The sequence below is a fragment of the Paractinoplanes deccanensis genome, assembly GCF_016862115.1.
Lineage (GTDB): Bacteria > Actinomycetota > Actinomycetes > Mycobacteriales > Micromonosporaceae > Actinoplanes > Actinoplanes deccanensis.
On sequence record NZ_BOMI01000002.1, the window covers coordinates 109,676 to 134,946 of the forward strand.

The window sequence follows — 25,271 nt, forward strand, 5'->3', positions numbered from 1 at the left end:
CATATCCGGATGCGCGTCATAGCGGAAGCTCTCAGTGGCGACAGGGGTGCCTGACGGGCTAGTCATCGCCACCGTCGAGCGGCCCGGCTGCGAGCGGAACGGGCGATGAATCGTCGCCGTGGCTACGGTGGCTGATGTGAGCGATGACGTCCGGTCCGAGATACGCGCCGCGCTCAACGAGCGGCGGCTGGTGCCGGTGGTCGGCGTCGGCGTGTCCCGCGCGGCGGCCGGCCTGCCGACGTGGTGGGAGGCGGTCGACGCGGCCCGGCGGCACCTCGAGCGGACCAAAGCCGTCGACGCCGGTGAGCTGGCCGAGGCCGCGCGCCTTCTCGACGCCGGGGATCTCGTCACGGCCGCGGCCCTGCTGACCGGCCGGCTGAAGGACCTGCGGGAGTGGGGCGCCTGGCTGCGCGGGGCCTTCCGGATGGAGCGAGGCGGGGTCCGCGACTGGCGGCTGCCGTCGGCCGTCTTCGAGCTGATGTGCCCACTGCTGGCCACGACGAACTACGACCCGATCCTCTCCTTCGACTCGCTGATGCCCCGCGAGGCCGTCTCCTGGGACCGGCCGGCGTCGATGCAGGCGGCGCTGCGAGACTCGGGCGGCGTCCTGCATCTGCACGGGGTCTGGGACAAACCGGACACGGTAGTGTTCGGCACCGGGGACTACGACCGGCTGGCGGCCGAAGAGTCGTACGAGTCGGTGATGCGCGCCCTGTGGCTGGACCGCACGCTGCTGTTCATCGGGTGCAGCTTCGACGGCATGCAGGACCCCGACATCGGCCGGCTGCTCGCGTGGGCCGGCAAGACGTTCGGACAGAACCAGTTCCGGCACTATGCGCTGCTGCCGACCGCGGAGTGCCCGCCGGACCGAGTGGCGCACCTGCTCCGACAGCGCATCCAGGTGATCGACTACGGCCCGGACCCGGGAACGCTGCCCGAATTCCTCCGCTCCCTCAACCCGAGTCTCCGCACGGCGCAGATCGCTGCGGTGACCCGCGCGCGGGAGATCGTGGAGCGCCACGACCCCGGCGACACCGCCCTGCTCGCGCAGCTGTTCGACCAGGTGGTCCCGCGCGAACACCGCACGATCACGGTGGCGGACGCCGCCGCCCAGGTGCTCGCCGACCGATCAGCCTCCGCCGAGCGCCGCCGTCAGGAGCTCTTTCACCTGCAGCGGGTGGCCGGTTCGATGGTCGACCGGGCGGCGATGCACTGGGTCACCCTCGAACGGGACACGTATCGCCCGGTCGATGAGGAGAGCCGCCCGAGGTTCCGGGCCACCGCCGTCCGCATGTGGTCGGCATGGCAGCTTTTCCCGAAGCCCCTCCTGGATGCGCTCCACCAGCGCGGGGTGCAAATTCACCGCGGCTTCCTGGAGAGCAATCTCGGCTACTTCGTCCGCGAAGTCGTGATCACGGCTGACGAGGGCGGGGAACGGCTCGGCAATCCTGACCATGTCGATCCCCTCGACAAGCCGTACACCGTGCAGAACGTCCAGCGGCTCGCGTCCTCGCTGGAGTCCGTTCTGGCCGCCGACCCGTTCACAGCCTTCCCCGTCCCGGCGGCCGGCTTGGGCAGCGTCCCCGCCGGACCGTCACTGATCGTCGCGCGGGGCGACCGGGCCGAGATCCGGGCGGCGGACAACCTCGCAGTGCCGTCCGCGGCGCTCCGCGCGGGCACCGGCGCCCTGCGCCGGATCGAGGCCATCGCCTGGCGCGGAAAGACCTACCTGACCGGCTACAGCCCGAGCGCCGCGTACCTGTGGGAGCCGCAAGCCTCGCTCGAACCGGCGCAGATCCACGAAAGCGCGGACGGCGGCCGGGTCAAGTCCGTGGCGCACATCGTCCAGGGCGACGCCCTCCACACGTTCGTGCTGACTGAGCAGACCATCGAGTACCTGATGGACTTCGGCCCGCGGAACGCCCTCGCCCTCGGCTACAACAATCTCGCGGAGCTCGCCGCGTTGCCGGGCCCGACCTTCGTCCTGCACGACATGAACGACGGGGATCGGCTCCGCGGCGAGCGCGGCACCCTTCTCACCACCGATCAGGTGCTGACGTTCCTCGCCGCGTACGAGACACGACCGGACCTCACCTCCGTGCACATCAGCGACATCCACCCCGCCTCGATGGCGGGCCGGGCCGTGCTCTGCGTGACCATCCTGATCAATCGGCGCGCCGGTGACGGTTACGACTACCGAAGTGGCGTTCTCCTCGCCGAGTTGCTCGGCAGCCGGCTGAACCCGTTCGCCTTCCTGCCACTTCCGGTCGAGAACGCGTACTCGGTACGCCTGCAGGACGTGACCGGCGGATTCCGGCTCGTCTGCGGCGCCGAGCCCGGGCCGGGCGACGCCCGCAAGCCGATGGTCTTCTGGAGCGCGCCCTTCCCGGCCCAAGGACAGGGACTGCTCGCCGTCGAGGGGTCGGCGCTCCCCGAGGAGGCGATGTGGGCAGTGGCCGCGCCGGCCGGGGAAGACTCGATCATCGCGGCACTGCGCGGCAACGAAAACACGCTGTGGCGGGTCAACCTGAAGAACGGGCGGGCCGAGCTGATCGCCCGGTTCGCCGACCCGCCGATCAGATGGCTGGAGTTCGCGGCGTTGTAGAAGGGCATCCGGACACGGTGAGCGGTTCCGGCTGCCGAGGCGGAGGCCTTGGTGCTTTTCGATCGGCCACACCGATGTGACGACCAAGGCGAGACAGTCCGGACCGGACGCCACGCGAGGCCACTATGCAGAGTCGGTCGACTACGCAGGGGTTCGCCTGGCCGGCAAGAGATTGATCTACGACCGCGGCGTCGCGAACTGCCCACTGCGGAGAAGCAGCCCGGCTAGAGGCACCACGGCTCGGGTGTCGGCGCGCAGAGCCGCCACGCTCCACCGCAATGCCTCCGCTCGCCTTCCCTCCTCGAGCAGGACCGACCCCAAGAGGACCATGGCACGGCTGTCTCCCCTCGGCGGCCCGGTTGAGCCACAGCCCGGCCTCCTCGAGCCTCCCGGCGCTGTGCAGCAGCATCCCGATCCGCCCGGACGCGTTGTGATCGCCGGCCTCGGCGATCGGCTGCCAGTAGCCGATGATGGGATCGATCGTGCCCTTTCTCAGGAGCAGAGCGCGACCCAGGTCCTGCGGGCGCAGGCGGCGAAGCCCCTTCCACCCCAATCCCCCACCCAGCCGGCACCCGGCAGCGGGGGTGCGGGTGGCGAAGCCCCCGCCCGCGCGACGAAGTCGCGCCAAACAAGACGAGGCCGGAAGGCTCGCGCTTTACGCGAGCACACTCCGGCCCCGGACTCGTGGGCGATACTGGGATCGAACCAGTGACCTCTCCGGTGTGAACGGAGCGCTCTCCCGCTGAGCTAATCGCCCTCAACGGAGACTGACTGTACTAGACGTCTCCGCCCCTTCGCGAATCAGGGGTCAGGTCAGCAGCTTCTGACCCTCCTTGATCAGGTCTATGCCGAGGCTCAGGCGCACCGACAGGTAGACGATGGCGCATACGAAGACGCAGCTGATCAGGCCGACGACGACCTTCACGGGCCACGTTTGGCGGGCTATCCAGTGGGTCCAGCTCTGGACGTGTCTCTTGGTGAACTCGAGGAGCTTCTTGGCCCATGCGAACTCGATGGCCCAGATGGCGAGGCCGAGGATCACGATCGCCCAGCCGGGGCCGGGGAACGGGATCAGGACGATGCCCACGGCGACGACGATGGCGCCGAGGGTCGCTACTGAGATCTTGAGGGCCAGCCTGCCGGTCGGGTTCGCGCGGATCTTGTCCAGCACACCGAGTGGGGACTGATCTTCGTCGGGTTTCGTAGTCATTTCATCCCCCAGTGTTCCGGGTCCCCGTCACTACCCGGGAGGAATGGACGTTACCGGAGTAAGTCAACTGCTGGACCACCCGACGCCGGGCGGAACCGAGTACTTGGGCAGAACAGGACAAGATATCGCTTTACGTCTTGTGCGAAGAGCTTTTCGGAACCGTCTTCCCACTACTGGGTGAGATCAGCGTATGGCGGAGCGTAACGACAGGGATCACCTGAGTATGGGAAACGCGGGGTTCACCAGCCTCGCAGCGGTGCCGGGGGGAGTTCGTCCATGAGTACCATTCGTCCAACGACCGTCGAGGTCGAGACCTCGCTGCGGCTCGTAGCGCCTGACGCCACGGCACTGCCCGTGCGCGCCAGTCTGCGGTACGACCCAGCCGACCCGTACGCGGTCCACGTGTTGTTCCACGCAGAATCAGCCGGTGGGGAAGCCGTGAGCTGGTCCTTTGCGCGGGAACTGCTCGTGACCGGGCTCGATGAGCCCGCGGGTATCGGCGACGTCCGGGTGTGGCCGTGGGCCACGCCGAGGGGGGACTTCGTCGCTCTCGCACTGTCGTCGCCCGACGGCAATGCGCTGTTCGAAGTGCCGCGCAGCGTCCTTGTCCGATTCCTCCGGCGCACCTATGTGGTGGTGCCGCGCGGCCGGGAATCGGAACATCTGGACGTCGACGCGGCGGTCAACCGGCTGCTCGCCGGGAGATAAAGGTCAACGAAGAGCGACCCGCGCGGACACTGCCGGTCCGCGCGGGTCGCTCTTTTCTGGCGTAAAAATCAACAACCGGACAAATAGCGGAATCCGGGTCAAGAAACGGACATTTCTCTGTACGACGGTGAATAACTCCGCGACCTTGGAAAACAGAGCCCCGACCAGGGATGCGTCGCTGGTCATCGCCGGTTACCGTCGGCGCGATGTCCCTTGCAGCCTCGCGCGACGCCGCGACCACGTTCCGACCGCCCGGCTGGGCGGGTGTCGGCACCTGCGCGCTGGACGCCACCGGCTCGCGGGCGCCCGACCGCCTCCCGTTCCACGTGCTCCTGCTGGCCACGGCCGGCCACGGCGCGGTCGAGGTGGACTTCTTCGCGCACAACTGCCGGCCGGGCACGCTGCTCTGGATCCGGCCGGGCCAGGCGCTGCGGGTGGGCCGCAACGGCCTCACCGCCTCGGCGGTCACCTTCGCGCCCCATCTGGCGGGCGACGAGGAGCCCGCGTCGACCGGCCGCTGGCAGCTGCGCGGCGAGGACGAGGACGCGGTGATCAGCGAATTCGCCCAGCTGGCGGTCGACTGCGAGCGGCACCGGCAGGGCCCGCTCGCCGGCGAGCTGCTGCGCCAGCAGCTCCGGGTGCTGCTGCTGCGCATCGCGCTGCTCGGCGGCGCCGAGCCCGCCGGGCCGGAGAGCCGTACCTACACGCGCTTCCGGGCGATGCTCGAGGCGGGTCATCCGCACAGCCGCCGGGTCGAGGACTACGCGGACGAGCTGGGCTGCTCCGTACGTACCCTGACCAGGGCTTGTTTGTCTGTCACCGGGCGCACCGCCAAGCAGGTCGTCGACGATCGGGTCGCCCTGGAGGCGCGGCGGCTGCTCGCGTGCACCTCGCTCTCCGTGGCCGAGGTGGGCCGCCACTTGGGGTTCGCCGAGCCGACGAACTTCGGCCGCTTCTTCCATCGGGAGGTCGGCATGAGCCCGGGGCAGTTCCGCGCCGACGCCGCGCGTGGGCCGCGCCAGGCCATACCCGCACAGCGACGCCCACCTGACGGAGCGTAATTCCCATATATCCGTGGGGCATGTGCGAGTCGCTGGCGCCGACGAGGCATTATGGGTGAGTGCAGATCTCCGCGCGCGGCGACTACGCGGTCCGGGCGGCGCTCAGTTTGGCGCGGGCCTACCCGGCACTGATGTCCGCCCAAGCCATCGCCCAGGACCAGGAAATGCCCCGCAAGTTCCTCGAGGCGGTGCTCGCCGACCTGCGGCGCGCGGGTGTCGTCCGCGCCCAGCGAGGCGCCGAGGGGGGCTACACACTGTCACAGCCACCGCGCGATGTGATGATCGGCCAGATCCTGCGCGCGGTCGACGGCCCGCTCGCCGGGGTCCGCGGCCTGCGTCCTGAGGAGACTCAATACACGGGCGCGGCCGAAAATCTGCCCAATCTCTGGGTCGCCGTGCGTGCCGCGGTCCGCGAGGTCGTCGACGAGGTGAGCCTCGCCGAGCTGATCAGCGGCCGGATGCCAGCCCACGTCCGCAAGCTCACGACCCGCCCGGACGCGTGGCAGCCTCGCTGATCGCCGCGTGACGTTTGCCGATTCGGCGCATCGGGAATCGACGGCTCATCCCCGAAACCCCCCACGAAGGGACATAGCGATGGGCCTCGTTTTCCGGAGCCGCAAGAAGTTCGGCCCGCTGATCCTCAACTTCACCGAGAACGGCTTCTCGTCCTGGAGCTTCAAGATCGGCCGCTGGTCGTGGAACTCGCGCACCCGGGCGCACCGCGTCGACCTGCCCGGCCCGCTGTCCTGGAAGCAGGACAAGAGCCGGTCCTAACGCGAGATCACGACATCTCCGCCGAGCCGGCCGTGTGCCGGCGTACGGCTGACCGTCCCCGCGTCCACCAGCGCGTGCACGACCCGGGTCGCGTCCGCGGCCCGATAGACCGTCTCGGTCAGCGCGAAGGTCCGCAGCTCCGTCACGGTCGCCGAGCCGGTCCGCTCCAGGAACGCCACGATCTCGCGGCGCAGCGGCCCCGGATGCGGGGTGAGCGAGATGTCGATCAGGTGCCGGTCCGGGTCGCCGGGGTCGCGGTAGCGCACCCCGGCGAACTCGTCGACCGCCCAGAGCGCCTCCTTGAACCCCTCCAGGCTCTTGCCTGTCGTCGTCGCGAAGACCAGCAGCTCACCGGGCTTGTCGTCGACGGCGAGCTCCACCTGCGTGAACAGCGGCCACCCCGCGCGATAGGGATCGGCCGAGGACCCCGGCGGCAGCACCAGTAGCACCTCGGCCGGCTTGCCCGCGGTCAGGGCCGCCACTGTCGACGGCGCCGGTGCGGCACCCGCCGCGGCACCATCCAGGAATCCCAGCAGGGGTACGCGCTGAGCACCGCTCGCCTTCAGCGCGACCGCCAGCATCGCGTCCGTGTCACCCGGCACGGTGTGCACCGGGAACGGGGCGTCGACAGCGGGCAGCGCGGCGCCCGTGGCCACCATGGACAGCTCGCGGCCCCGTACGAAATCGGCCTGGTCTGTCAGCACCCGCACGGCCGCCTGGAACGACGCGCCGCCGCCCGCGTCGGCGTAGCCGTGCGCGTAGACCACCCGCCGGGCGCGGTGCAGCGCCGCGGGCGCCCACGCCTCCAGGTGGCGGACCAGCAGCTCGCGTTTGACGGTGGCGATCTCCTCCGAGGACATGTCTGCTTTCTATCCTGCCCTGTCGGCGCGGATCGGACTGGGTGTTCGCGCCTGCTGACTTGTACCTAGGGTGTTCACGCGAGCACTATGAGACATATGGCCCCTCCTCCGCTAGCCGAGCTCACCCAGCGCGCCCAGACCATGACGTCGGCGGGCGATCTCGTGGGCGCCCAGCGGGTGCTGGCCAATGTGCTCGATTCCGCCGCCGCGGCCGACCCCGGCCAGGCCAGTCCCGACCTCGCGCTCGCCGCCGCGCTGCACGCCCGCATCCTGATCGCGCTCGGCGACCTGCGCGGCGCGCGTCACTGGGCCGCTTTCGCGCACACCGCCGAGGAACGCCTGCACGGGTCCCATCACGAGCGTGCCGTCGCCGCGGCGGCCACCCACGCGGCCGTCCTCCAGCGCGTCGGCGAGCACAGCCACGCCGCCCGGGTCTACCGCCGGCTGGTCGGCGACCTCGCCGAGATCGACGGCCCGGACACCCCGCGCGTGCTGGCCGCCGAGGCCGACCTCGCCACCGCCGAGCACGCCGCCGGCCACTGCAACTCCGCCCGCGGACGGCTCTCCGCCGCCTGGCGACGGCACACCCGGCTGTACGGTGACGCCGCGCCCGCCGGCATCAAGATGCTCGCGCGGCTCGGCGCGATGGAGCGCGACTGCGGCCGCGAGGCCGAGTCCCGTGACCACCTGACCAAGGCACAGGAGCTGTGCGCGCGCTACCTGCCCGCCGACCATCCCCTGGTGCGCCAGGTGGCGGCGCTGGCCGCGGCGCCGCCGTCCACCAAGCACTCGTGCACTCCGGGCGTCACCACGGTCGGCGCTCCCGGCGTCCAAAATGTGCCTTTCCCGCGGCGTCCCACCGTGCCGGAGCTGCCGTCGGACGACCCCGGCATGCCCCCGCCGGACAACCGCCCCACCGACCCGAACGGCACCGTCTACCAGCAGCCGCTCTATCTGGCCGACGTGCACCAGGCGCCCGGCGACCTGACCGGCCGGCACGCCCGCGCGGACACGCCGCCGCCGATGCCGGGCCGTCGCGCGCCCGACTACGGCCCGGACGGCCGCCCCCAGCCGATCGGCTCGGCCCCCGCGAGCACCTACACGCCGCCGCCGAACACGGAGCCCCGCCTGCCGGTCCGCACCGAGCAGCCGCCTCCGCCGCGCCGCCGCCAGCCGTTCATCCTGGCCGCCGTGCTGGTCGCGGGCATCGCCGCCGCCGTCGCCGTGGTCGCCCTGACCCTGCCCGACGCGGACGGCGCGACCGGTCCCCAGCCGACCGTCGCCCCGACGTCGGCCACGCCGCCCGCCGCCTCCTCGAAGCCGCCGCCGGCCACCAGCAAGCCACCGGCCGCCGACCCGGGCGCGCCGCAGAACGTGCGCCTGCGCGACAACCGCGACAGCGTCGTGCTCCAGTGGACCTATCCGCCGGACGCCGAGGGCCCGATCCTCGTCTCCGGCGGCCGCGCCGGCCAGAACCCGAAGCCGTTCCAGCAGCTCCCGGCGGGCAGCGGCGACTACGTCGTCTACGGCCTCAACGAAAACCTCAACTACTGCTTCGTCGTCTCCGTGGCCTATTCGAGCAGCCGCATCGCCAAGTCGGTCCCGGCCTGCACGAAGCGCTAGGAGGTTCCCCCGGAGGGGCCGTGCGTGCCATCCCGGTTCGGTAATACGACCGGCGATATATGTGCGTATCGGGGCAGCTCAGGACGGGTTTGCCAGGTCATGGTCATGGATCGATGCATCTTGATGGATGCATCGAGGTCGGCCAATACTGAGCCTCGTACGCCGCATCAGGCGTATATCCCATCCCCCCGGGAGGAACCGTGCTCAACCGGAAGCTGCGCCGACCGATCGTCGGCCTGGCGGCATCTGTGCTCGTCGGCTCCGCTCTCATCGGCATGTCGCCCGCGTCATCCGCGGCGGCGGCGCCCGGCGCCGACCCCTCGTTCGCCCCGTCGGCGCTCGCCTCGAAGCTCGACGCGCAGTTCGGCACCACCACGGCCGGGTCGTACATCGACTCCGCCGGCAAGGTGGTCGTCAACGTCACCGATGCGGCGACCGCCCGCTCGGTCACCGCGGCCGGGGCCACGCCCCGCTTCGTCTCCCGCAGCGGCGCCGAGCTGGCCGCCGCCGACAACGCCCTGAAGGCCGAGCTCAAGACGCCCGGCACCGCCTTCGCCGTCGACCCGGTCAGCAACCAGGTCGTCGTCACCGTCGACAGCACGGTCACCGGCGCGAAGCTCGCCGCGGTCCAGGCCACCGTGGCCAAGCTCGGCGACCGGGCCCGCATCGAGTCCACCCCCGGCGAGCTCTCCGTCACCATCTCCGGCGGTGACGCCATCTACACCGGTGGCAGCCGGTGCTCGCTCGGCTTCAACGTGCGCAGCGGCAGCACCTACTACTTCCTGACCGCCGGCCACTGCACCAACGCCGGCTCCACCTGGACCAACGGTTCCACCACCCTGGGCACCCGGGCCGGCAGCAGCTTCCCGGGCAACGACTACGGCATCGTCCGCTACACCAACACGACCATCACCAAGAGCGGCACCGTGGGCTCGCAGGAGATCACCTCCGCCGGCACCCCGGCCGTCGGCGCGACCGTCTACCGCCGCGGCTCGACCACCGGCACCCACTCCGGCCGCGTCACCGCGCTGAACAGCACGGTCAACTACGCGCAGGGCTCGGTCTCCGGCCTCATCCGCACCACCGTCTGCGCGCAGCCCGGCGACAGCGGCGGCCCGCTCTACTCCGGCACCACCGCGCTGGGCCTGACCTCGGGCGGCAGCGGCAACTGCAGCACCGGCGGCACCACGTACTTCCAGCCGGTCACCGAGGCGCTGAGCGTCTACGGCGTGTCGGTCTACTAGAAGCATCCGCGAGAACGGCCCCGCTTCCCTGGAAGCGGGGCCGTTCGCTGTCCACAATCGACCCATGCGCGAGGCAGATCCGGTGAGCGACCCGTACCCGCACCTGCGTCCCGGCGAGCGCGACGCCCTCGTCCAGTTCCTCGACCAGCACCGCGAGTGGACGCTCGCCGCCCTGGACGGCCTGGACGACGCCTCCGCCGCCGAGCGCCTGCTGCCGGCCACCGACATGACCATCGGCGGCATCGTGAAGCACCTCGCCCACATGGAAGACCTCTGGTTCACCCACACGCTGCTCGGCGACCCCTACCCCGAGCCGTGGGCCTCGGCCCCGCCGGGAGAGGAGTGGGCCTGGCGCTCGGCCGCCGACGATTCGGTGGAGTCGCTGCGGGCGCTCTATGCCACCGCGTGCGACCGCAGCCGGGCCGCCGTCGCCCGCTTCGACAGCCTGGACGCGCGGGCGGCGCTCCCGTCCTTCGGCAAGGCGCCGGTGAACTTGCGCTGGCTCTGGACCCAGATGATCCGCGAGACGGCCCAGCACCGGGGCCACCTCGACCTGATGCTGGACGTGCTCCGCGCCGATCGCGGTTAGCCGGCCGGCTTCGACGGCCGACGCGACTCTTCAGCCTTCTCGGATTTCGTCGATCTTGCCCTGTATCGTGGCAAGGTCGCGATGCCATTCGCTGTTGCCGGGATCGGCGGCAGCCAGCCGCTGAGCGATGTCGAGACAGGCTTGGTACCGCTCCCGGGCTGCGGTCAGATCTCCGGCAGCACGCGCGACGTCACCGAGCCGTTCGTGGCTGACCGACAGGTCACGCTGCCACCCCTTGTTGCCGGGATCGACGGCGGCCAACCTCCGGCGAATGTCGAGGCCGGCCTCGTAGCGCTCCCGGGCATCGGCCAGATCTCCAGCGGAGAGCGCGACGTCACCGAGCCGTTCGTGGCCGACCGACAGGTCACGCTGCCACCCCCTGTTGCCGGGATCGACGGCAGCCAGCCGCTGAACGATGTTGAGGCTGGCCTCGTAGTGCTCGCGGGCGCCGGTCAGATCTCCAGCGGTGTGCGCGACGTCACCGAGCTTGTTACGGCTGACCGACAGGTCGCGCTGCCACCCGCTATTACCAGGATCAGCGGCGACCAGCCGCCGGCGAATGTCGAGGCCGGCCTCGTAGTGCTCCCGGGCATCGGCCAGATCTCCAGCGGCGCGCGCGACGTCACCGAGCCGTTCGTGGCCGACCGACAGGTCGCGCTGCCATTCGCTGTTGCCGGGATCAGCGGCGGCCAGCCGCTGAGCGATGTCGAGGCTGGCTTGGTAGTGCTGCCGGGCGTCAGTCAGGTTCCCTGCGGCGCGCGCGACGTCACCGAGCCGTTCGTAGCCGACCGACAGGTCGCGCTGCCATTCGCTGTTGGCGGGATCGGCGGCGACCAGCTGCCGGCAAGTGTCGAGTCCGGCCTCGTAGTGCTGCTCGGCGCCGGTCAGATCTCCGGCGGCGCGCGCGACGTCACCGAGCTTGTTACGGCTGACCGACAGGTCGCGCTGCCACCCGCTATTACCAGGATCAGCGGCGACCAGCCGCCGGCGAATGTCGAGGCCGGCCTCGTAGTGCTCCCGGGCATCGGCCAGATCTCCGGCGGCGACCGCGACGTCACCGAGCTTGTTACGGCTGACCGACAGGGCGCGCTGCCATTCGCTGTCACCGGGATCAGCGGCGACCAGCCGCTGGCGAATGTCGAGGTCGGCTTGGTAGTGCTTCCGAGCGTCAGTCAGGTTCCCTGCGGCGACCGCGACGCCGCCGAGCCGTTCGTGACCAGCGGCGAGCACGCTTTGCCACCACGGGCTGAGGTCGGAACTGCGTGGCCGGTGTTCGAGGGCTTGCTGGTAGTGGTGACGGGCGGTGGCGAGATCGCCGGTGGCGATGGCGAGGTCGCCGAGGTTGATCAGCAAGAGAACCATGTCGGCTGTGTGTGCCTCGTCGCCGGGATCGGCCGCCAGTCGTTGTTCGATGCGTAGGCGCATGTCGGTCAGCAGCGTTGCGGCGCTGGCGAGGTCTCCACTGCTGCGGATGGCCTCGAACTCCTGACGAGCGACGGCGGCCCAGGCGCGCTCGGTGGCCGGGATCAGAGGGCGTATCTCGGCGAGGTAAGCGGCCGCGGCCAATACCCCGCCGAGCACCGCCACCACCTGTGTGGTGAAGCCAGGGATCTCGTCGTACCGGTCCAGGGCTGCCAAATGCCGCGGAATGTCGAGGAGATCCTCGTATCTGAGGCGGCGCTGCTCCATGCGGCGCATCCGCATCTTGAGGGCCCGTTCGTGGCGGCCCAGCCGATCGACGTCCGGGCGGCGTTCGAGCAATGTGGCGGTCCACGGATGAGCCAGGACCTCGGCGACCGGGGCGAGCAACGTGAGATCGGTCAATCGCTCGTGCTCGGCGGCCAGCTGCCGCACCGATGCCGGCTCGGCCAGGGCGTACGCGAGATCGTCCAGCGTCATCGGGGCCCGGCTGACCGAGACCTGGAGCAACACTTCCCGCTCGTGGTCGGTCAGCAGGCCGAGCAACTCGTCGAGCAGGATGTCGGCGCCGCCCAGCAGCAGGGCGTCCTCGACCGCCTCGCCGACCAGCCGGGGCCGCGTCAGGTCGATGCCCTCGCGGGCGGCCAGGGCCTTGAGCCTGGTGTGCACCTCGCGGAAGCGAGCCGGCCTGCCGCGCAGCAGCGCGTCCACGTATTCGATGAGCCGGGGATGGCCGCCGATCGCGCGGGTGAGCAGCCGCAGGTCGTCGCCGGTCAGGCTGCGAAGGGCGGGCAGCCTGAGCAGCAGGCGGCGCAGTTCGGCGGCCGACAGCGGGCCGACCGGCACCTCGACCAGGTAGCGCTCTTCGCCGGTCAGCGGGTAGCGGCAGGTGACCAGGATCAGGCCGGTGTCGGCGGCCTCGCACCAGGCGGTGAACACCTCGTCGAAGGCCGGGTCGAGAAACGCCCCGCCGCCGGGTGACAGGTTCTGTTCGAAGTCGTCGAAGACCAGGATGACCGGGGTGGATCCGAGGAGCCGGCCGACCAGGTCAGCCTTCGCCGTGTCGGGCACCTCTGCCGAAGCGAGCAATGCCGCGATCGGATCATCGGGATGGGCTGCTTGGAGAGCGTCGGCCAGGCCGGCGAACAGGGCGGTCGGGTTCCATCGGCCGTCGTGGACCACCGGCAGCAGGCCCTCGGCGCGCAGCCGGGTGACCAGGCGGCCGGCCAGGGCGGTCTTGCCGATCCCGCCGATCCCGGTCAGCTGGACGCCACTGATCACGCCGTGCCGCTCCCGGGCCGGGCCGGTGCGGCGCAGCACCGCGGTCGCCTCCCGCAGCTGGGAACGCCGGCCGATCAGCTGGCCGAGACCCAGTTCCCGGACGGTGGTGCCGGACGGCACCACCTGGGCGGTCAACTCCACCGGCGGCAGGCGGGCATCGATCAGCGGCTCGTCCGGGCCAGCGCACAGCAGTGTGGCCACCGCGTACTCCGGCCGGGGTTGGCGGTCCTCCTCGGGCCGGACCCGTTCCACGTCCCGTCGCGCCCTCGCCAGCGCCCCGGCCGCACCGGCCGCGGGTGCGGCGAGTTCCCGGTAGAAGGCGGCGAGCAGCCGGGTCGCGTACCTGTCCGTGACGGGTGCTTGCATGGCCAGCACCCGGTCGGCTCCGGCAGCGATCATGGCGGCGGCCAGGGCTTCGTCCCCGCCGGCCGCGCCGGCGCAGGAGGACAGCACGATCAACGGCACGCCCGCCCGGGCGTCCTTGAGCGCGGTCATCAGCTCGCGGCAGCCGGCCGGCTGAGGATTGCCGTCCTCGTCCTCGAGCTCCACGGTCGTCGGGGAGCCGTGCGCGGACAGATGCAGCACGTGGAACTCCGACTCGGTCAGCGCCGCCTTGATCTGCGACAGTGACGCCACCTCCAGGATGCGCACCTGACCACCGAGCTCGGCGACAGCGTCCAGCAGCGCCTGCATCTCCGCCTCGACATCCAACGGGGCATTGGCCGTACGGGTCTCCTCCGGGGCCGCCACCGCCGCCAGCACCCGTAACGGCCCCGCCAGTCCCGCCGGCCCCGGCGAACGGGTCGTGGGCACCTGCCGGCGCACACTCACCCCACCCAGCAGCGCCAGCGGATCCAGCCGTTCCCCAGCCGTGGTGGTCAGCGTCAGCAACTCCACCGGCAGCCGCAGCCCGGCCGCGTCGGCGCGCCACACCACCTCGACCTCGTCACCCGGGGGCAGACCCGCCACGAGATCCGCGACCAGCCGCTGCCCCACCTCGTCGAACACCAGCGCCGCCAACGCGAGCCCCGCTTCGGCGAGTCGTTGCCGCGCCACCACCGGCGACCCGGACAGCACCTGCCAGACGCGGTCCAACCCCGCCGGCAGATCCGCTTCCCGGCGGCACACCGGCGACCCCGCGAGCGACACCTCACTCACCAGGCGGCTGCCCCGAACCTCGGCCTCGATCAGCAGCTCCGTCGCCACCCCAGCTCGCGGGACAGCGCCCGCCCGCGACGGCAACGTCGGCACCTTGCCCAGCGGCGGCTCGACCTCCCGTGGCTGAGCGGTCAGCACCCGCATCACCTTCTCGACGCCCGCCTCGGAGATCTCCTTCAGCCGGAAGACCGTCGCACCGTTCGGCAACAACCAGCCCGGCAACCCGTCGACGTCACCGCCGGGCAGAATCACCGGCACGATCTGCCGCAGCCCCGCCTCCTGGTCGGCGTAGAAGCGCTCCTGGATCCGCCGTGCCTCCCACCGCACGCCCTTGCCGGTCGTGACCTCGCCGCGGTTCTCGGCCCGCTCCCGGTACGCCGCCGACGCGATCACCAGGACGAAGTCCGCCTCCCGCACCTGGGCGTCCATCCACTCGGGCCAGAACTGCCGCTGTGCGGTCGCCGTCAGGTCCAGCTTGGCGTCCACGCCCAGCGACCGCAGCAACAGCCACAGCCGGCGCACGGCCTCCGCGTGAGCGTCGTCCTCGTGCGCATAGGACAGGAACACCCGGACCGGCCCGCCAGCCACACCCACCCGGACCCCCACGCCAATCGATCATGAAAGCCCCAAAAGAGCACTGACCGACACATCTACCACGGCCGAACAACCATCAACGAGCCGTTACCCAGTCGTGACCTTCATTCCCGAACTGACTCCGCCGGGGGTGCATCGCACCAGGTGTCGGAGGAACCGACACAGGAGAACGGGGAACACAATGCGCAAGATTCACCTGGCTGCGGCGCTCGTCGGGGCCGCCCTGACCGCCGCCTTCGCCACGCCCGCCCAGGCCGCCTCGACCGGGGTCGCCCACCTCGTCGCCGACGCGGACGGGGACGGGGACGTGGTCGTCTTCCGGGCCGCCAACGGCAAGGCCAACCGGGTCGTCGTCGCCGACGCGCCGGGGCACTACATCAGCATCGACGACCGGTTCCCGATCCGGGCCGGCAACGGCTGCAAGGCCGTCAAGGGCGACCGGACCAAGGTGCTCTGCGGCGTCGGCGAGCTCACCGAGAAAGTCCAGGTGTCGACCTTCGACGGGGTGGACACCATCACCAACCGGACCCGGCTCCAGCTGATCGCGTTCGGCGGCCACGGCAACGACACGATCCGGGGCGGGTCGAGCGGCGACTGGATCTACGGCGACGGCGGCAACGACAAGATCTACGGCAACGGTGGCAACGACCTGATCTTCGGTGACGCCGGCCGGGACACGATCTACGGCGGATCCGGCAACGACACCCTCCACGGCGGCTCGGGCAACGACCGTCTGGTCGGCGGGCCCGGCAAGGACAAGCTGCGCGGCGGCCCCGGCTACGACCGCATCGCCTAGCCACCCGCCCCGACACCGCATGGCCGGCCGGCCGTACGTTCGTACGGCCGGCCCACCATATTGATCAGTACAGAGAGTTGGCCCGACCATGCGACGCACGATCCTGATCCTCGCGGCCGCCGGTGTGGCTCTGGCCGCCGGTTGCGCCAAGCAGCCGCAGCAGGTGGCGGGCGAGGCCTCCCCGGTGGGCGCGGCCACCCCGGTCCCGTCCGCCACGCCCGCCGCCACGACGAGCCCGGCCCCGTCCACGACGTCCGCCCCGGCGCCAACCTCCACCAAGCCCCGGACGCCGAGCCCACCGGCCACCACCACCAGGACGAGCAGCAGCCCGCCGAAGGCGAAGGTCACCCGGGTGATCGGGCCGGCGAACGTGCTCGGGCCGACCGGCATCGGCAAGCTCCAGATCGGCATGAGCAGGGCGGAGGCGGAAGCCACCGGCCTGGTCGTGGCCGGCGAGGGCGAGGACGGCTGCGGCAGCTGGTACCTCAACCTGGAGGGCGCGGGCGACTCGACGGTCGGCTACACGTCGCGGGGCGTCGTCTCGATCCCCGCCTTCGGCAAGGTCGCCACGCCGGAGGGCATCCGGATCGGCAGCTCGCTCGCCGACGCGGAACGGGCCTACTCCGACCTGACCGGGCAGGCGACCGACAAGGAGAGCTCCTGGGGCGAGGGCCTCGCCACCGCGGGTCAGTCGGACAGGTACGCCGGCGTCCACTACCAGTTCACCTTTGTGCACGGCAGCATCGCCGCCATGCAGCTCAAGCACGACCAGCCGAAGTGCTAGACCCTGACCCGCAGCGTCTCCAGCACCTCAGCGGTCCGGTCGGCACCACCGTCCTGGCGGATCTGCAGATAGACCCCCGGCTTGCCGGCCTCGGTCAGGAGCACTTCGCTGTACGAGACGCCGTCCGGGCAGCCCGTCCAGCGCTGGACCCGTCCGGTCATCCCGGCCACCGCGAGCTCCCGGTCGCCGCCCCTGGTGCAGCCGGGATGCGACGGGACGGCGGCCCTCGCGCCCGGCACCAGCCACCGGCTGACCCCGGCGAAGAGGCCGGGTGCCGTCTCGGACCGCAGGTCGGCGCCGACCTGGAGGCCCGGCTCGGTGCCCGCGGGCAGTCCCAGCCCGGCGGCGTTCCAGCCGGCGTCGCGCAGCTGACCGGCCCACTCCCCCGGCACGGCGACCGACAGCGTGCCGCCGGCGTCGGCGACCCGGATCCAGCCGGCCGGCGTACCGTCCACAACCGTCGCGCCGCCCGCGAAGGCCAGCGCTCCCAGCCCGGCTGCGGTGCCGACACCGCGCCGCAGGAACCGCAGGACCCTGCTGGGAGTGGCGTTCGCGGCGTCGTCCAGGGCCTGCGCGAAGGCGGCGGTGGACGGCCAGCGACGGCCGCGGTCGCTGTCCAGCGCCCGCATCACCACCCGGTCGACGTCGCGCGAGACACCGGTCCGCAGCCTCGACGGAGGTACGGCGGCTTTGCCCGGCTGCGGGGGACGGCCGGTCAGCATCTGGTACGTCATCGCGCCGACCGCGTGCACGTCGGCGCGCACGTCCAGGCCACCGCCGGGCAGCTGCTGCTCGGGCGCCATGTATCCGGGCGTGCCGGCGACCACGGTGAACCCGGAGGCGTGCGCGATCTCCTTCGCCAGGCCCAGATCGGCGACGAGCACCCGCTCGGCGCCCCGGACCGTGTCGAACAGGACGTTCGACGGCTTGAGGTCACGATGCAGCACACCGGACTCGTGCAGCACGCTCACGGCGTGGGCGATGTCGCTCGCGATGCGCAGGGCCGTCCGCACCGGCAGGGGGCCGCGGTCGAGCCGGTCGGCGAGGGTGCCGCCGGCGGCGTACGTCATGACCTGATAGGGACGGCCGTCGGGCAGCTCGCCGAAGTCGTGCACCCGGACCAGCCGCTCCGAGTCGGCGCGGCGCAGCACCTGGGCCTCCTGCTCGAACCGGGCCCGCACATCGGGTTGATGCGCCCAGTTCTCGGCCAGGATCTTGATGGCGACGTACGACTCCAGGACGTCGTCCTCGGCGAGCCACACGGTGGCGAAGGCGCCCGACCCGAGCCGCTCCTTGATCCGGTATCGGCCGGCCATGGTTGGTGCTTGCACGCTCGTATTATCAACGTCTTTGAATCGGGGGATGGTAACGGCGTGCGAGACGAACACCACGAAGAGCTGGCCCGGCGCGCGGCGGCCGGGGACCGGGCGGCGCTCGAGACGCTGCTGGCCGAGATCAGGCCGAGCGTGCTGCGGCGATGCTCCCGCTTCCTGCCCTGCTACCAGGACGCCGAGGAGGCCTGCCAGGACGTGCTGCTCCAGGTGGCGCGCAACATCGGCGGCTTCGAGGGGCGCTCGAGGTTCAGCACCTGGCTGCACGTGATCATCGCGAACGGGTCGCGCCAGACGTACCGGGCCCTCAAGCGCAGGGCGGCGGAGCAGGGGTACGCCGAGATGCCCGTCGACGTGCCCGACGCGCGCACCACCAGCGTCATCGCCGGCTCCCGCCTCGACCTGCTGGACGCGCTGGAACGGCTGGAGGCCGCCAGGGCCGAGCTCGTGGCGCCGATGGTGCTGCGCGACATCTGCCAGCTCGACTACAAGGAGATCGCGACCCACCTGGGCATCCCCGAGGGAACCGTCAAGTCGCGGATCCACCAGGCGCGCGGCCAGGTCCGGCAATACCTGCTGGCCGGGCTCTGACGGCGCGCATCTGCTCCAGGCCCGCGGCGAAGGCGACCTCCGGCCGGTAGCCCAGCTCCGTGCGGGCCTTGCCGATGTCGTAGCTCCGGTCCCGCCCCATGATCGCGATGAGCCAGTTGTGCAGCGGCGGTGGGGTGGGCCGGCGCAGCGCCCGCGCACCGAGGTCGAGCACGCGGGCGATCGGCGAGGCGACGGCGAGGGGCACGCTGGGCGCCCTGCTGACGTCGGCGCCCAGGGCCCCGAGCACCGGCGTGAAGAAGTCCCGGATCGGCATCGGCGCGCCGTCGGTGACGTAGTAGACGCCGCGGTCGCGGCCGCGCCGCAACGCCGCCGAGGTGGCGGCCGCGAGGTTGCCGACGTGCACGAAGTCCATGACGTGACGGCCCTTGTCGATGAAGGCGAACCGGCCGGACGAGGCCACGTCGTCGAGGGTCGTCATGCCGGGACCCCAGATGAACGGCGGGCGCAGGATCACCAGCGTCATGCCCGGTGTCGCGGTCTCCGCCAGGGCCCGCTCCGTCGCGAGCTTGACCCGGCCGTACGCGATGAGCGGCCGCCCGGTCGCCGTCGCCTCGTCCACCACGGCGGGCCCCCGGCGCCCGTCCGTCGAGACGGCGGCGGCGCTGATCAGCACGAACCGCTCGACGCCGGCGGAGGCGGCCGCCTCGAACAGCGCGACCGTGGGCCGGTGGTTGTCCCGCTCGAACCCGGCGTCCGGCCCCCAGAACTCCATGCGCGCCGCCGCGTGCACCACCGCGCCGCACCTGCCCAGGACCGTCAGCCACGGCTCGTCCGGGCGGGCGAGGTCGCCCCGGACCGCCTTCGCCCCCGCTTCCGACACGCGCCGCGCGGACTCGGGGCTGCGGGCCAGCGCCCACACGGTGTGCCCGTCCGCGATCAGGCGGCTGATGAGGTGGTGCCCGGCGAACCCGCTGCCGCCGGTGAGAAAGACGTCCATGCCAGCTCCCGTTTCTCGGTGAGCCTCATCGTGCGTTCGTGTGGCGGCCGCGCGGGAGCCACAGGTCTTCCTGGTACAGCCGGTACCACCCACCGCCGGCCGGCGATGCGGCAGCATGGGCGCATGAACGAGCTCGGAGTCGCGCTGCGGGCCTGGCGGGACCGCCTGGACCCGGCGGCCGTGGGCGTGGCGCGCAACAACCCGCGGCGGGTCACCGGCCTACGACGCGGTGAGCTGGCACAGCTGGCAGGCATCTCCCCCGAGTACGTGGTGCGCCTCGAACAGGGCCGCGCGTCGACGCCGTCGGCGCAGGTCTGCGCGTCGCTCGCCCGCGCCCTCCAGCTCTCCGACGACGAGCAGGCCCACCTCTTCCGCCTGGCCGGCCACGCCCAGGACCCGGCCCTGGTCCCCCGGCTCGTCCCGGAGAGCGTGCACCGCATCGTGGAGCAGCTGGCCGGCAGCCCCGTCATGGTCTGCGACGCCGCCTGGCAGCTGCTGCACTTCAACCCACTGTTCGCGGCGACCTTCGGCGACCCCACGAGCCTGCCCGACGACGACCGCAACGCCCTCATCGCCCAGTTCGAAAAGGCACCGACCCGGTTACGGCAGACCGCCGACGAACGCGCCGCCTTCGAGGAGTCCCTGGTCGCCGACCTGCGCGCCACGAGCAGCCGCTACCCGGCCGACCCCCGCGTCGCGGCCCTGATCGCGCGGCTCGATCGCAGCCCCCGCTTCCGCGAGCTGTGGGCGCTGCGATCGGTGGGCGAGCACCAGAGCGCCCAGAAGGTCGTCGTCCATCCCGAGGTGGGCGACATCGCCCTGGTCTCCAACGTCCTCGTCACGCAGAGCACGAACCTGCGCATCGTCGTGGACACCGCACGCCCCGGCACGGACGCCCGCGGCAAACTCGACCTGCTCGCCACGCTCGGCCTCCAGCAGATCATCGCTCCCGCGTAGTGTCCGCCGCGCTCAGCTGTTGCCATTCGGTGGGGCTCATCCGGTACGCGTCGCGGAAGCGGCGGGCGAAGTGCCGGGCGTCCTTGAAACCCCACGCGTGCGCGGTCCGGCCGACGGAACCGGCGGTGGGCGGCATGCGGGCCAGGTCGGCGCGAGCACCTTCGAGGCGGCCGCGGATGACCCACTCGGCGAGTTGTTCGCCCTGGCCGGCGAACGCGGCGTAGACGGCGCGGACCGAGACGGCGTGGGCGGCCGCCAGGCGGGCGGCGCTCAGGTCGGGGTCGCGCTGGTGGGCGCGGATGAAGGCGGTCAGGCGGGCGAACAGCGTCCGGTTCACGGCGTCGGCCGTCGACGTGTCCTGGTGCGGGGCGGCCGAGGCGATCAGGGCGCGGATCAGGTCGGTGGTGGCCGACGCCACCATGGACACGGCGGGACCGGGCGGCATCGTGTCGATCACCGCCGGCAGGTCGCGCAGGTGCCGCTGGACCATCGGGTACAGCGGGCTGGACTCCAGCCGGGGAATCGCCGAGCGCACCGTGTCGACGCTCAGGCCCAGAGCGCGGTAGTCGAGGATCACCGCCTGGTTGGTGGAGGGCCCGTCGACGAAGAACGCGTACGGCGAGGTCAGGTCGACCAGCTGGAGCTCGCCCAGCCGGTCGCCGCGCCTCGTGTCGCGGTGCGCCAGCCGTACGGACCCGGAATGTGGCAGTCCGAGCGAGATCTGCTCGGGATCGTCCGACCGCAGATGCCTGCTGGTTCTCGCCATGCGGTGCCCGTCGGTCACCGTCTGCAGCAGCGTCGCGCCCGGGCCCAGCGCCCAGCTGCTGATGCGGCATCGCGAGCCGGGCGGCGCCGAAACGGTGGCGAGGGCCCCCGCGGTGGACAGCGCCGCGCACAGCGCGTCTGCCCGCTCCCGCCACGGCAGCCCGGTGGTGTCCAGAACAACGGCCATGCGTCGACTCCGTCCGTGCGGACCCGAGCGTAAAGCTTGCACAGCAGGCCCGGAAGTCGCACGCACGGACCCACTTGTCCGCCGGGCGGCCACCTACATTCGCGATCAAGGCAGCTTGACGCGAAGGAGCACGAAGCATGAGCACGATCGTTCTCGTCCACGGCCTCTGGGTGACCCCGCGCAGCTGGGAGCACTGGGTGCCGTACTACGAGGCCAAGGGCCACACCGTCCGGACGCCCGCGTACCCCGGCTTCGAGGTGGAGGTGGAGGCCCTGCGCGCCGACCCCACGCCGATCGCCTCGGTCACCGTCCCGGAGACCGTCGCCCACCTCGAGAAGGTCATCGCCGCGCTGCCCGAGAAGCCGATCATCATGGGCCACTCGTTCGGCGGCACGCTGACCCAGCTGCTGCTCGACCGGGGCCACGGCGCCGCCGGCGTGGTGATCGACTCGGCGCCGCCGGAGGGCATCCGGGTCAACCCGCCCTCGCAGATCAAGTCGCTGTTCCCGATCCTCAACAACCCGGCCAAGCGTCACCAGGCGGCCGGGTTCACCCCGGAGCAGTGGCACTACGCCTTCGCGAACACCCTGTCCGCCGAGGACAGCCGCGCCTCGTACGACCGCTACGCCATCCCGGCGCCGGGCAGCTGGGTCTGGTCGTACGGCCTGCTGGCGAACTTCACCCCGGGCAAGCAGGAGACGTGGGTCGACTTCCACAACAAGGACCGCGCCCCGCTGCTCTTCATAGCCGGCGGCGCCGACCACATCATGCCGCCGTCGGTGAACAAGTCGAACGCCCACCACTACAAGGCCGAGGGCACCGTCACCGAATACCGCGAGTTCCCCGGCCGCTCACATTGGACCTGCGCCGAGCCCGGCTGGGAGCAGATCGCGGACGCCGCCCTCGACTGGGCGCTGGCCCACGCCCGCTGACCACCGCTCAGGAGCAGTCGAAGCGGTAGTCGAACGGCCGCTCCGGGCAGGCCAGGCACGCGGGTCATATGTCAGCCTCTACGTAACCGGTGGTCATCAGGGGGACCTGGGCCACCAGCCTGCCGGACGGGTCGAGGACGCTGGTGGGGCCCCAGCCGACGCGGTCGGTGCCGCGTTCGCCGGTGACGTCGGCGGAGATGAGCCACATGCCGGTCTCGCGGGCCCGGCCGGCTCGGATGGCGTTGTGCCGGTGCTTCCAGTGGGCGGCGGCGGGGCGGCGCATCATGTTCTGCGACAGCACCAGCAGAGCCTGGGCTCCCTGGGCGGCGACGGCGGCCGCGGCGGCGGGGAAGCGGGTGTCGTAGCAGATGTTGACGCCGAAGCGGACGCCGTCCTGGTCGAAGACGGGATAGTCGTGGCCGGGGGTGAAGATGCTCTCGCCGGGCACCAGGTGGGTCTTGCGGTACGCGCCGAGCAGGTGACCGCCGCGGACGACCACGGCGGTGTTGTGGAAGCGGGCGCCGGAGCGTTCGAGCAGGCCGAGCACCAGGGTGGGGCGCAGCGGGGCCAGCCGCCGCAGGATCGCGGCGAAGTCCGGGGAGTCGAGGGCGAGCGCGTGGTCGCGCACGTGCTCGTCGGTGACGAGGTAGCCCTGCAGGAAGCCCTCGGGAAAGAGCAGCAGGTCGGCGCCGCAGGCGGCGAAGCCCTCGGCGCACGACAGCGCGGCCTCGACGTCGCCGAGAATCTCCGGCGTCTGACAGGCCGCGATCCGCACGCAAGGCAGCCTAGACCGGGACCGCCGCCGTCAGGCTGCCGGCCAGCACGCGGGCCTGGGCGCGGATCTCCGGCACGGCGGTCGTCTCCCACTGGGCGCCGCGGCGCAGCGGGCCGATCAGCCACAGGTTGTCGCGGGCCCGGCCGTCGGCGCCGATCAGGTGGCCGGTCTGGTCGATGTCGAGGCCCAGGCCGTGCGGGCCGACGCGGGCCTGGCCGCTGTCGAGGAGGCTGCCCACGAAGGAGCCGGCGGCGGCGGGCAGGCGGCCGGGGCCGGCGCAGTTGATGACGGCGCCGAACCATTGGACGCCGGCCTCGAGCTCGACCAGCAGGCCGCCGGCGGGTGGTGCGGTCATCGAGCGGATGCCGCCGGCGCGGACCTCGAGGCGGCCCTCGGCGCGCAGCTCGGCGACGCGGGCGCCGACCGAGGGGGCCATGCGGTGGCGGTGACACTCCCACGGGCGGGCCAGGTGGCGCAGGAACGCGTCCTGCTCGCCGGGGGTCAGCGCGGTCCAGAGCTGGTCGAGGCGGGGGCGCAGGCCGTCGACCACGGCGCGCCAGTCGCCGGCGCGGGCGGCCTCGGCGCGGACCGCGCGGACCAGGTCGCGCAGCGTGGTGCAGTCGTCGAGGGCCGGGCCGACCGGCGGCGCCGCCACCTCGGTGTGGGTGAGGGGCAGCTGGCCGCGGCGGCTGACCGCCGTGATGGGCGCGTCGCGGTCGCGGTCGGCGGTGAGGGTGAGCGCCACGTCGATCGCCGTGAGGCCCGCGCCGACGAGCATCACCGGTACGTCCGACGGGATGGCGTCGAGCACGCCCGGCGCCCACGGGTCGGCGATGTAGTCGGGGTGCTCGGGCCGGGCCGCCGGCTGGGCGGGCGCCGGATTGCCGGTGGCGACCACGATCTCGTCGGCGCGCACGGTCGAGCCGTCGTCGAGGGTGACGCCGCCGGAGGCGAGGCCGCGGGCGCGCGACCGCCGGACGGTGAGCCGGTCACCGTACGACGAAGCGGTCGAGGCGAAGACCGACTCGAGGTAGCGGCCGTACTCGGCGCGCGGGCGGAACTCGTCGGGCGTGCTGCCCGCCCACCGGGTGAAGTGGCCGAGGTCGTCGGGGTCGGCGCTCATCGCGCCGGCCCGCGAGTTGAGCAGATGCCACGGCCGGGCCGAGCCGTACGCCAGGCCGCCGCCCGGCTCGCCCGGCTCGATCAGCACCACCCGGTCGTCGCCGCCGCGCAGCAGCTCGCGGGTGGCCAGCACGCCGGCGCAACCGCCGCCGACGACCGCAACGGTCCGCTTGGACATGTGGGGAACCCCGATCAGGAAGACACGACGACAGCGGCGTCGTCGGCGAGACGATAGCCGAGGCCGTACACCGTGGTGACGACCTCGGGGTCGGAGAGCTTGGTGCGCAGCCGGCTCACGTGCACGTCGACCGTGCGGTTGGTGGTGTGCGTGTGCCCCCACACCTGGGCGAGCAGCTGGCTGCGGCTGAACACCTGGCGCGGGTGGCTGGCGAGGAAGAGCAGCAGATCGTATTCGAGGCGGCTGAGGTCGAGCGGCTGGCCGTCGCGGGTCGCCGTGCGCGCCCGGGGATCGAGCCGCAGCTGCCCGGCCGCGCCGGCGCCGGCGGGCTCGACGGCCACCGCGACGGCCGGTCCGGCCGCGTCGACCAGGTCGCGCAGGGCGGCGAGGACCCGGTCGCGGCCGGCGCCCGCTCCCCCGGCGATGCTGATGGTCACGGTGACGGGCGGCTCGGCGAGGTCGGGCACCGGCCGCAGGCGGGCCATGCGGGAGCGCGGGACGGGCGGGTGAGCGACGGCGAGCGCGGACATGGGTCCTCCTGGGGTGCGGAGCCGGCCGGAGTGCCGGGCTAACAATACATTTCCTATCTGCTCAATAGGTTAAGACACGCGGAAGTTGTCCAAGGTCACAGGGTTGCCGAGCAGAAATCGTGAGCGTGGACATGGGCCGACTCTGCGGGCCGCAAGCCCTCCATGTCAACTATTCCCCCTAGGTTTACTAGGATATGGGAAGCGCATTGACATCACGGTCAGCCGGGACGCACGGTGGG

General features: G+C 71.9%; 22 protein-coding genes and 1 tRNA gene. 13 read left to right on the top strand and 10 right to left on the bottom strand.

Annotation, left to right across the window (positions count from 1 at the left end; genetic code table 11):
* The first annotated feature begins 136 nt into the window (after nt 1–136).
* Complete coding sequence (locus Ade02nite_RS00555; RefSeq protein ID WP_203759397.1) at nt 137–2,605, top strand: SIR2 family NAD-dependent protein deacylase; 2,469 nt, start codon at nt 137–139, stop codon at nt 2,603–2,605.
* Nucleotides 2,606–3,290: 685 nt separating this feature from the next.
* Here the strand turns inward: Ade02nite_RS00555 and Ade02nite_RS00560 are convergent.
* Both Ade02nite_RS00560 and Ade02nite_RS00565 read right to left on the bottom strand, forming a co-directional pair.
* Nucleotides 3,291–3,362: transfer RNA gene (locus Ade02nite_RS00560), tRNA-Val, on the bottom strand.
* Between the two features lie 51 nt (nt 3,363–3,413).
* A complete protein-coding gene (locus Ade02nite_RS00565) occupies nt 3,414–3,815 on the bottom strand; it encodes a TIGR02611 family protein (protein ID WP_203759399.1) in 402 nt (133 codons plus the stop codon).
* Nucleotides 3,816–4,091: 276 nt separating this feature from the next.
* Here Ade02nite_RS00565 and Ade02nite_RS00570 point away from each other — a divergent pair, with 276 nt between their 5' ends.
* The 4 genes from Ade02nite_RS00570 to Ade02nite_RS00585 all read left to right on the top strand — a co-directional run bounded on the left by Ade02nite_RS00570 (nt 4,092) and on the right by Ade02nite_RS00585 (nt 6,358).
* On the top strand, nt 4,092–4,523 hold the full coding sequence (locus tag Ade02nite_RS00570; protein ID WP_020514863.1) for an SsgA family sporulation/cell division regulator: 432 nt from the start codon (nt 4,092–4,094) through the stop codon (nt 4,521–4,523).
* 206 nt (nt 4,524–4,729) lie between these two features.
* A complete protein-coding gene (locus Ade02nite_RS00575; protein WP_203759401.1) occupies nt 4,730–5,584 on the top strand; it encodes a helix-turn-helix transcriptional regulator in 855 nt (284 codons plus the stop codon).
* A 59-nt stretch (nt 5,585–5,643) separates the two neighbouring features.
* Complete coding sequence (locus tag Ade02nite_RS00580) at nt 5,644–6,099, top strand: RrF2 family transcriptional regulator (protein WP_203759403.1); 456 nt, start codon at nt 5,644–5,646, stop codon at nt 6,097–6,099.
* A gap of 79 nt (nt 6,100–6,178) precedes the next feature.
* The gene (locus Ade02nite_RS00585) at nt 6,179–6,358 is read left to right on the top strand and encodes a DUF4236 domain-containing protein (protein WP_203759405.1); all 180 of its coding nucleotides are present in this window, start codon (nt 6,179–6,181) and stop codon (nt 6,356–6,358) included.
* Here Ade02nite_RS00585 and Ade02nite_RS00590 read toward each other — a convergent pair.
* The gene (locus tag Ade02nite_RS00590; protein WP_203759407.1) at nt 6,355–7,218 is read right to left on the bottom strand and encodes a hypothetical protein; all 864 of its coding nucleotides are present in this window, start codon (nt 7,216–7,218) and stop codon (nt 6,355–6,357) included. The two genes, Ade02nite_RS00585 and Ade02nite_RS00590, sit on opposite strands and share 4 nt — an antisense overlap.
* Nucleotides 7,219–7,314: 96 nt before the next feature.
* Between Ade02nite_RS00590 and Ade02nite_RS00595 the strand changes: the two genes are divergently transcribed.
* The 3 genes from Ade02nite_RS00595 to Ade02nite_RS00605 all read left to right on the top strand — a co-directional run bounded on the left by Ade02nite_RS00595 (nt 7,315) and on the right by Ade02nite_RS00605 (nt 10,674).
* On the top strand, nt 7,315–8,841 hold the full coding sequence (locus Ade02nite_RS00595; protein WP_239168411.1) for a fibronectin type III domain-containing protein: 1,527 nt from the start codon (nt 7,315–7,317) through the stop codon (nt 8,839–8,841).
* 200 nt (nt 8,842–9,041) lie between these two features.
* The gene (locus Ade02nite_RS00600; protein WP_203759410.1) at nt 9,042–10,085 is read left to right on the top strand and encodes a S1 family peptidase; all 1,044 of its coding nucleotides are present in this window, start codon (nt 9,042–9,044) and stop codon (nt 10,083–10,085) included.
* Nucleotides 10,086–10,149: 64 nt separating this feature from the next.
* A complete protein-coding gene (locus Ade02nite_RS00605; RefSeq protein ID WP_203759412.1) occupies nt 10,150–10,674 on the top strand; it encodes a mycothiol transferase in 525 nt (174 codons plus the stop codon).
* 30 nt (nt 10,675–10,704) lie between these two features.
* On the opposite strand, the gene Ade02nite_RS00610 is transcribed toward Ade02nite_RS00605, so the two are convergent.
* The gene (locus Ade02nite_RS00610) at nt 10,705–15,138 is read right to left on the bottom strand and encodes a CHAT domain-containing protein (protein WP_203759414.1); all 4,434 of its coding nucleotides are present in this window, start codon (nt 15,136–15,138) and stop codon (nt 10,705–10,707) included.
* Between the two features lie 169 nt (nt 15,139–15,307).
* Here Ade02nite_RS00610 and Ade02nite_RS48950 point away from each other — a divergent pair, with 169 nt between their 5' ends.
* Both Ade02nite_RS48950 and Ade02nite_RS00620 read left to right on the top strand, forming a co-directional pair.
* On the top strand, nt 15,308–15,922 hold the full coding sequence (locus Ade02nite_RS48950) for a calcium-binding protein (protein WP_275409854.1): 615 nt from the start codon (nt 15,308–15,310) through the stop codon (nt 15,920–15,922).
* An 88-nt stretch (nt 15,923–16,010) separates the two neighbouring features.
* Nucleotides 16,011–16,706, top strand: a complete 696-nt coding sequence (locus Ade02nite_RS00620) for a hypothetical protein (RefSeq protein ID WP_203759416.1) — start codon at nt 16,011–16,013, stop codon at nt 16,704–16,706.
* Here the strand turns inward: Ade02nite_RS00620 and Ade02nite_RS00625 are convergent.
* On the bottom strand, nt 16,703–18,037 hold the full coding sequence (locus Ade02nite_RS00625) for a serine/threonine-protein kinase (RefSeq protein WP_203759418.1): 1,335 nt from the start codon (nt 18,035–18,037) through the stop codon (nt 16,703–16,705). The two genes, Ade02nite_RS00620 and Ade02nite_RS00625, sit on opposite strands and share 4 nt — an antisense overlap.
* Before the next feature lie 42 nt (nt 18,038–18,079).
* Here Ade02nite_RS00625 and Ade02nite_RS00630 point away from each other — a divergent pair, with 42 nt between their 5' ends.
* The gene (locus tag Ade02nite_RS00630) at nt 18,080–18,628 is read left to right on the top strand and encodes an RNA polymerase sigma factor (RefSeq protein WP_203759420.1); all 549 of its coding nucleotides are present in this window, start codon (nt 18,080–18,082) and stop codon (nt 18,626–18,628) included.
* On the opposite strand, the gene Ade02nite_RS00635 is transcribed toward Ade02nite_RS00630, so the two are convergent.
* Entirely contained in the window at nt 18,567–19,586 is a 1,020-nt protein-coding gene (locus Ade02nite_RS00635; protein WP_203759422.1) for an NAD-dependent epimerase/dehydratase family protein, read from the bottom strand. The two genes, Ade02nite_RS00630 and Ade02nite_RS00635, sit on opposite strands and share 62 nt — an antisense overlap.
* Nucleotides 19,587–19,709: 123 nt before the next feature.
* Here Ade02nite_RS00635 and Ade02nite_RS00640 point away from each other — a divergent pair, with 123 nt between their 5' ends.
* Entirely contained in the window at nt 19,710–20,543 is an 834-nt protein-coding gene (locus Ade02nite_RS00640) for a helix-turn-helix transcriptional regulator (protein ID WP_203759424.1), read from the top strand.
* Here Ade02nite_RS00640 and Ade02nite_RS00645 read toward each other — a convergent pair.
* Nucleotides 20,527–21,495 (bottom strand): helix-turn-helix domain-containing protein, encoded by a 969-nt coding sequence (locus tag Ade02nite_RS00645; RefSeq protein WP_203759426.1) that lies wholly within the window; start codon nt 21,493–21,495, stop codon nt 20,527–20,529. The two genes, Ade02nite_RS00640 and Ade02nite_RS00645, sit on opposite strands and share 17 nt — an antisense overlap.
* Before the next feature lie 137 nt (nt 21,496–21,632).
* Between Ade02nite_RS00645 and Ade02nite_RS00650 the strand changes: the two genes are divergently transcribed.
* Nucleotides 21,633–22,427, top strand: a complete 795-nt coding sequence (locus tag Ade02nite_RS00650) for an alpha/beta hydrolase (RefSeq protein ID WP_203759428.1) — start codon at nt 21,633–21,635, stop codon at nt 22,425–22,427.
* Between the two features lie 64 nt (nt 22,428–22,491).
* Here the strand turns inward: Ade02nite_RS00650 and Ade02nite_RS00655 are convergent, their stop codons facing one another.
* The 3 genes from Ade02nite_RS00655 to Ade02nite_RS00665 are packed head-to-tail and all read right to left on the bottom strand — an operon-like array spanning nt 22,492 to nt 25,032.
* Complete coding sequence (locus Ade02nite_RS00655; protein WP_203759431.1) at nt 22,492–23,202, bottom strand: carbon-nitrogen hydrolase family protein; 711 nt, start codon at nt 23,200–23,202, stop codon at nt 22,492–22,494.
* A gap of 10 nt (nt 23,203–23,212) precedes the next feature.
* A complete protein-coding gene (locus Ade02nite_RS00660) occupies nt 23,213–24,502 on the bottom strand; it encodes an FAD/NAD(P)-binding protein (protein ID WP_203759433.1) in 1,290 nt (429 codons plus the stop codon).
* Between the two features lie 14 nt (nt 24,503–24,516).
* Nucleotides 24,517–25,032 (bottom strand): winged helix-turn-helix domain-containing protein, encoded by a 516-nt coding sequence (locus tag Ade02nite_RS00665; RefSeq protein ID WP_203759435.1) that lies wholly within the window; start codon nt 25,030–25,032, stop codon nt 24,517–24,519.
* Between the last annotated feature and the right edge of the window lie 239 nt (nt 25,033–25,271).

What these genes read in the sequence shown, in the direction of transcription:
- Ade02nite_RS00620 (WP_203759416.1), top strand. Translation starts at nt 16,011, where the DNA reads ATGCGACGCACGATCCTGATCCTCGCGGCCGCCGGTGTGGCTCTGGCC.
- Ade02nite_RS00570 (WP_020514863.1), top strand. Translation starts at nt 4,092, where the DNA reads ATGAGTACCATTCGTCCAACGACCGTCGAGGTCGAGACCTCGCTGCGG.
- Ade02nite_RS00660 (WP_203759433.1), bottom strand. Translation starts at nt 24,502, where the DNA reads ATGTCCAAGCGGACCGTTGCGGTCGTCGGCGGCGGTTGCGCCGGCGTG.
- Ade02nite_RS00590 (WP_203759407.1), bottom strand. Translation starts at nt 7,218, where the DNA reads ATGTCCTCGGAGGAGATCGCCACCGTCAAACGCGAGCTGCTGGTCCGC.
- Ade02nite_RS48950 (WP_275409854.1), top strand. Translation starts at nt 15,308, where the DNA reads ATGCGCAAGATTCACCTGGCTGCGGCGCTCGTCGGGGCCGCCCTGACC.
- Ade02nite_RS00635 (WP_203759422.1), bottom strand. Translation starts at nt 19,586, where the DNA reads ATGGACGTCTTTCTCACCGGCGGCAGCGGGTTCGCCGGGCACCACCTC.
- Ade02nite_RS00565 (WP_203759399.1), bottom strand. Translation starts at nt 3,815, where the DNA reads ATGACTACGAAACCCGACGAAGATCAGTCCCCACTCGGTGTGCTGGAC.
- Ade02nite_RS00640 (WP_203759424.1), top strand. Translation starts at nt 19,710, where the DNA reads ATGAACGAGCTCGGAGTCGCGCTGCGGGCCTGGCGGGACCGCCTGGAC.
- Ade02nite_RS00650 (WP_203759428.1), top strand. Translation starts at nt 21,633, where the DNA reads ATGAGCACGATCGTTCTCGTCCACGGCCTCTGGGTGACCCCGCGCAGC.
- Ade02nite_RS00595 (WP_239168411.1), top strand. Translation starts at nt 7,315, where the DNA reads ATGGCCCCTCCTCCGCTAGCCGAGCTCACCCAGCGCGCCCAGACCATG.
- Ade02nite_RS00645 (WP_203759426.1), bottom strand. Translation starts at nt 21,495, where the DNA reads ATGGCCGTTGTTCTGGACACCACCGGGCTGCCGTGGCGGGAGCGGGCA.
- Ade02nite_RS00665 (WP_203759435.1), bottom strand. Translation starts at nt 25,032, where the DNA reads ATGTCCGCGCTCGCCGTCGCTCACCCGCCCGTCCCGCGCTCCCGCATG.
- Ade02nite_RS00585 (WP_203759405.1), top strand. Translation starts at nt 6,179, where the DNA reads ATGGGCCTCGTTTTCCGGAGCCGCAAGAAGTTCGGCCCGCTGATCCTC.
- Ade02nite_RS00605 (WP_203759412.1), top strand. Translation starts at nt 10,150, where the DNA reads ATGCGCGAGGCAGATCCGGTGAGCGACCCGTACCCGCACCTGCGTCCC.
- Ade02nite_RS00575 (WP_203759401.1), top strand. Translation starts at nt 4,730, where the DNA reads ATGTCCCTTGCAGCCTCGCGCGACGCCGCGACCACGTTCCGACCGCCC.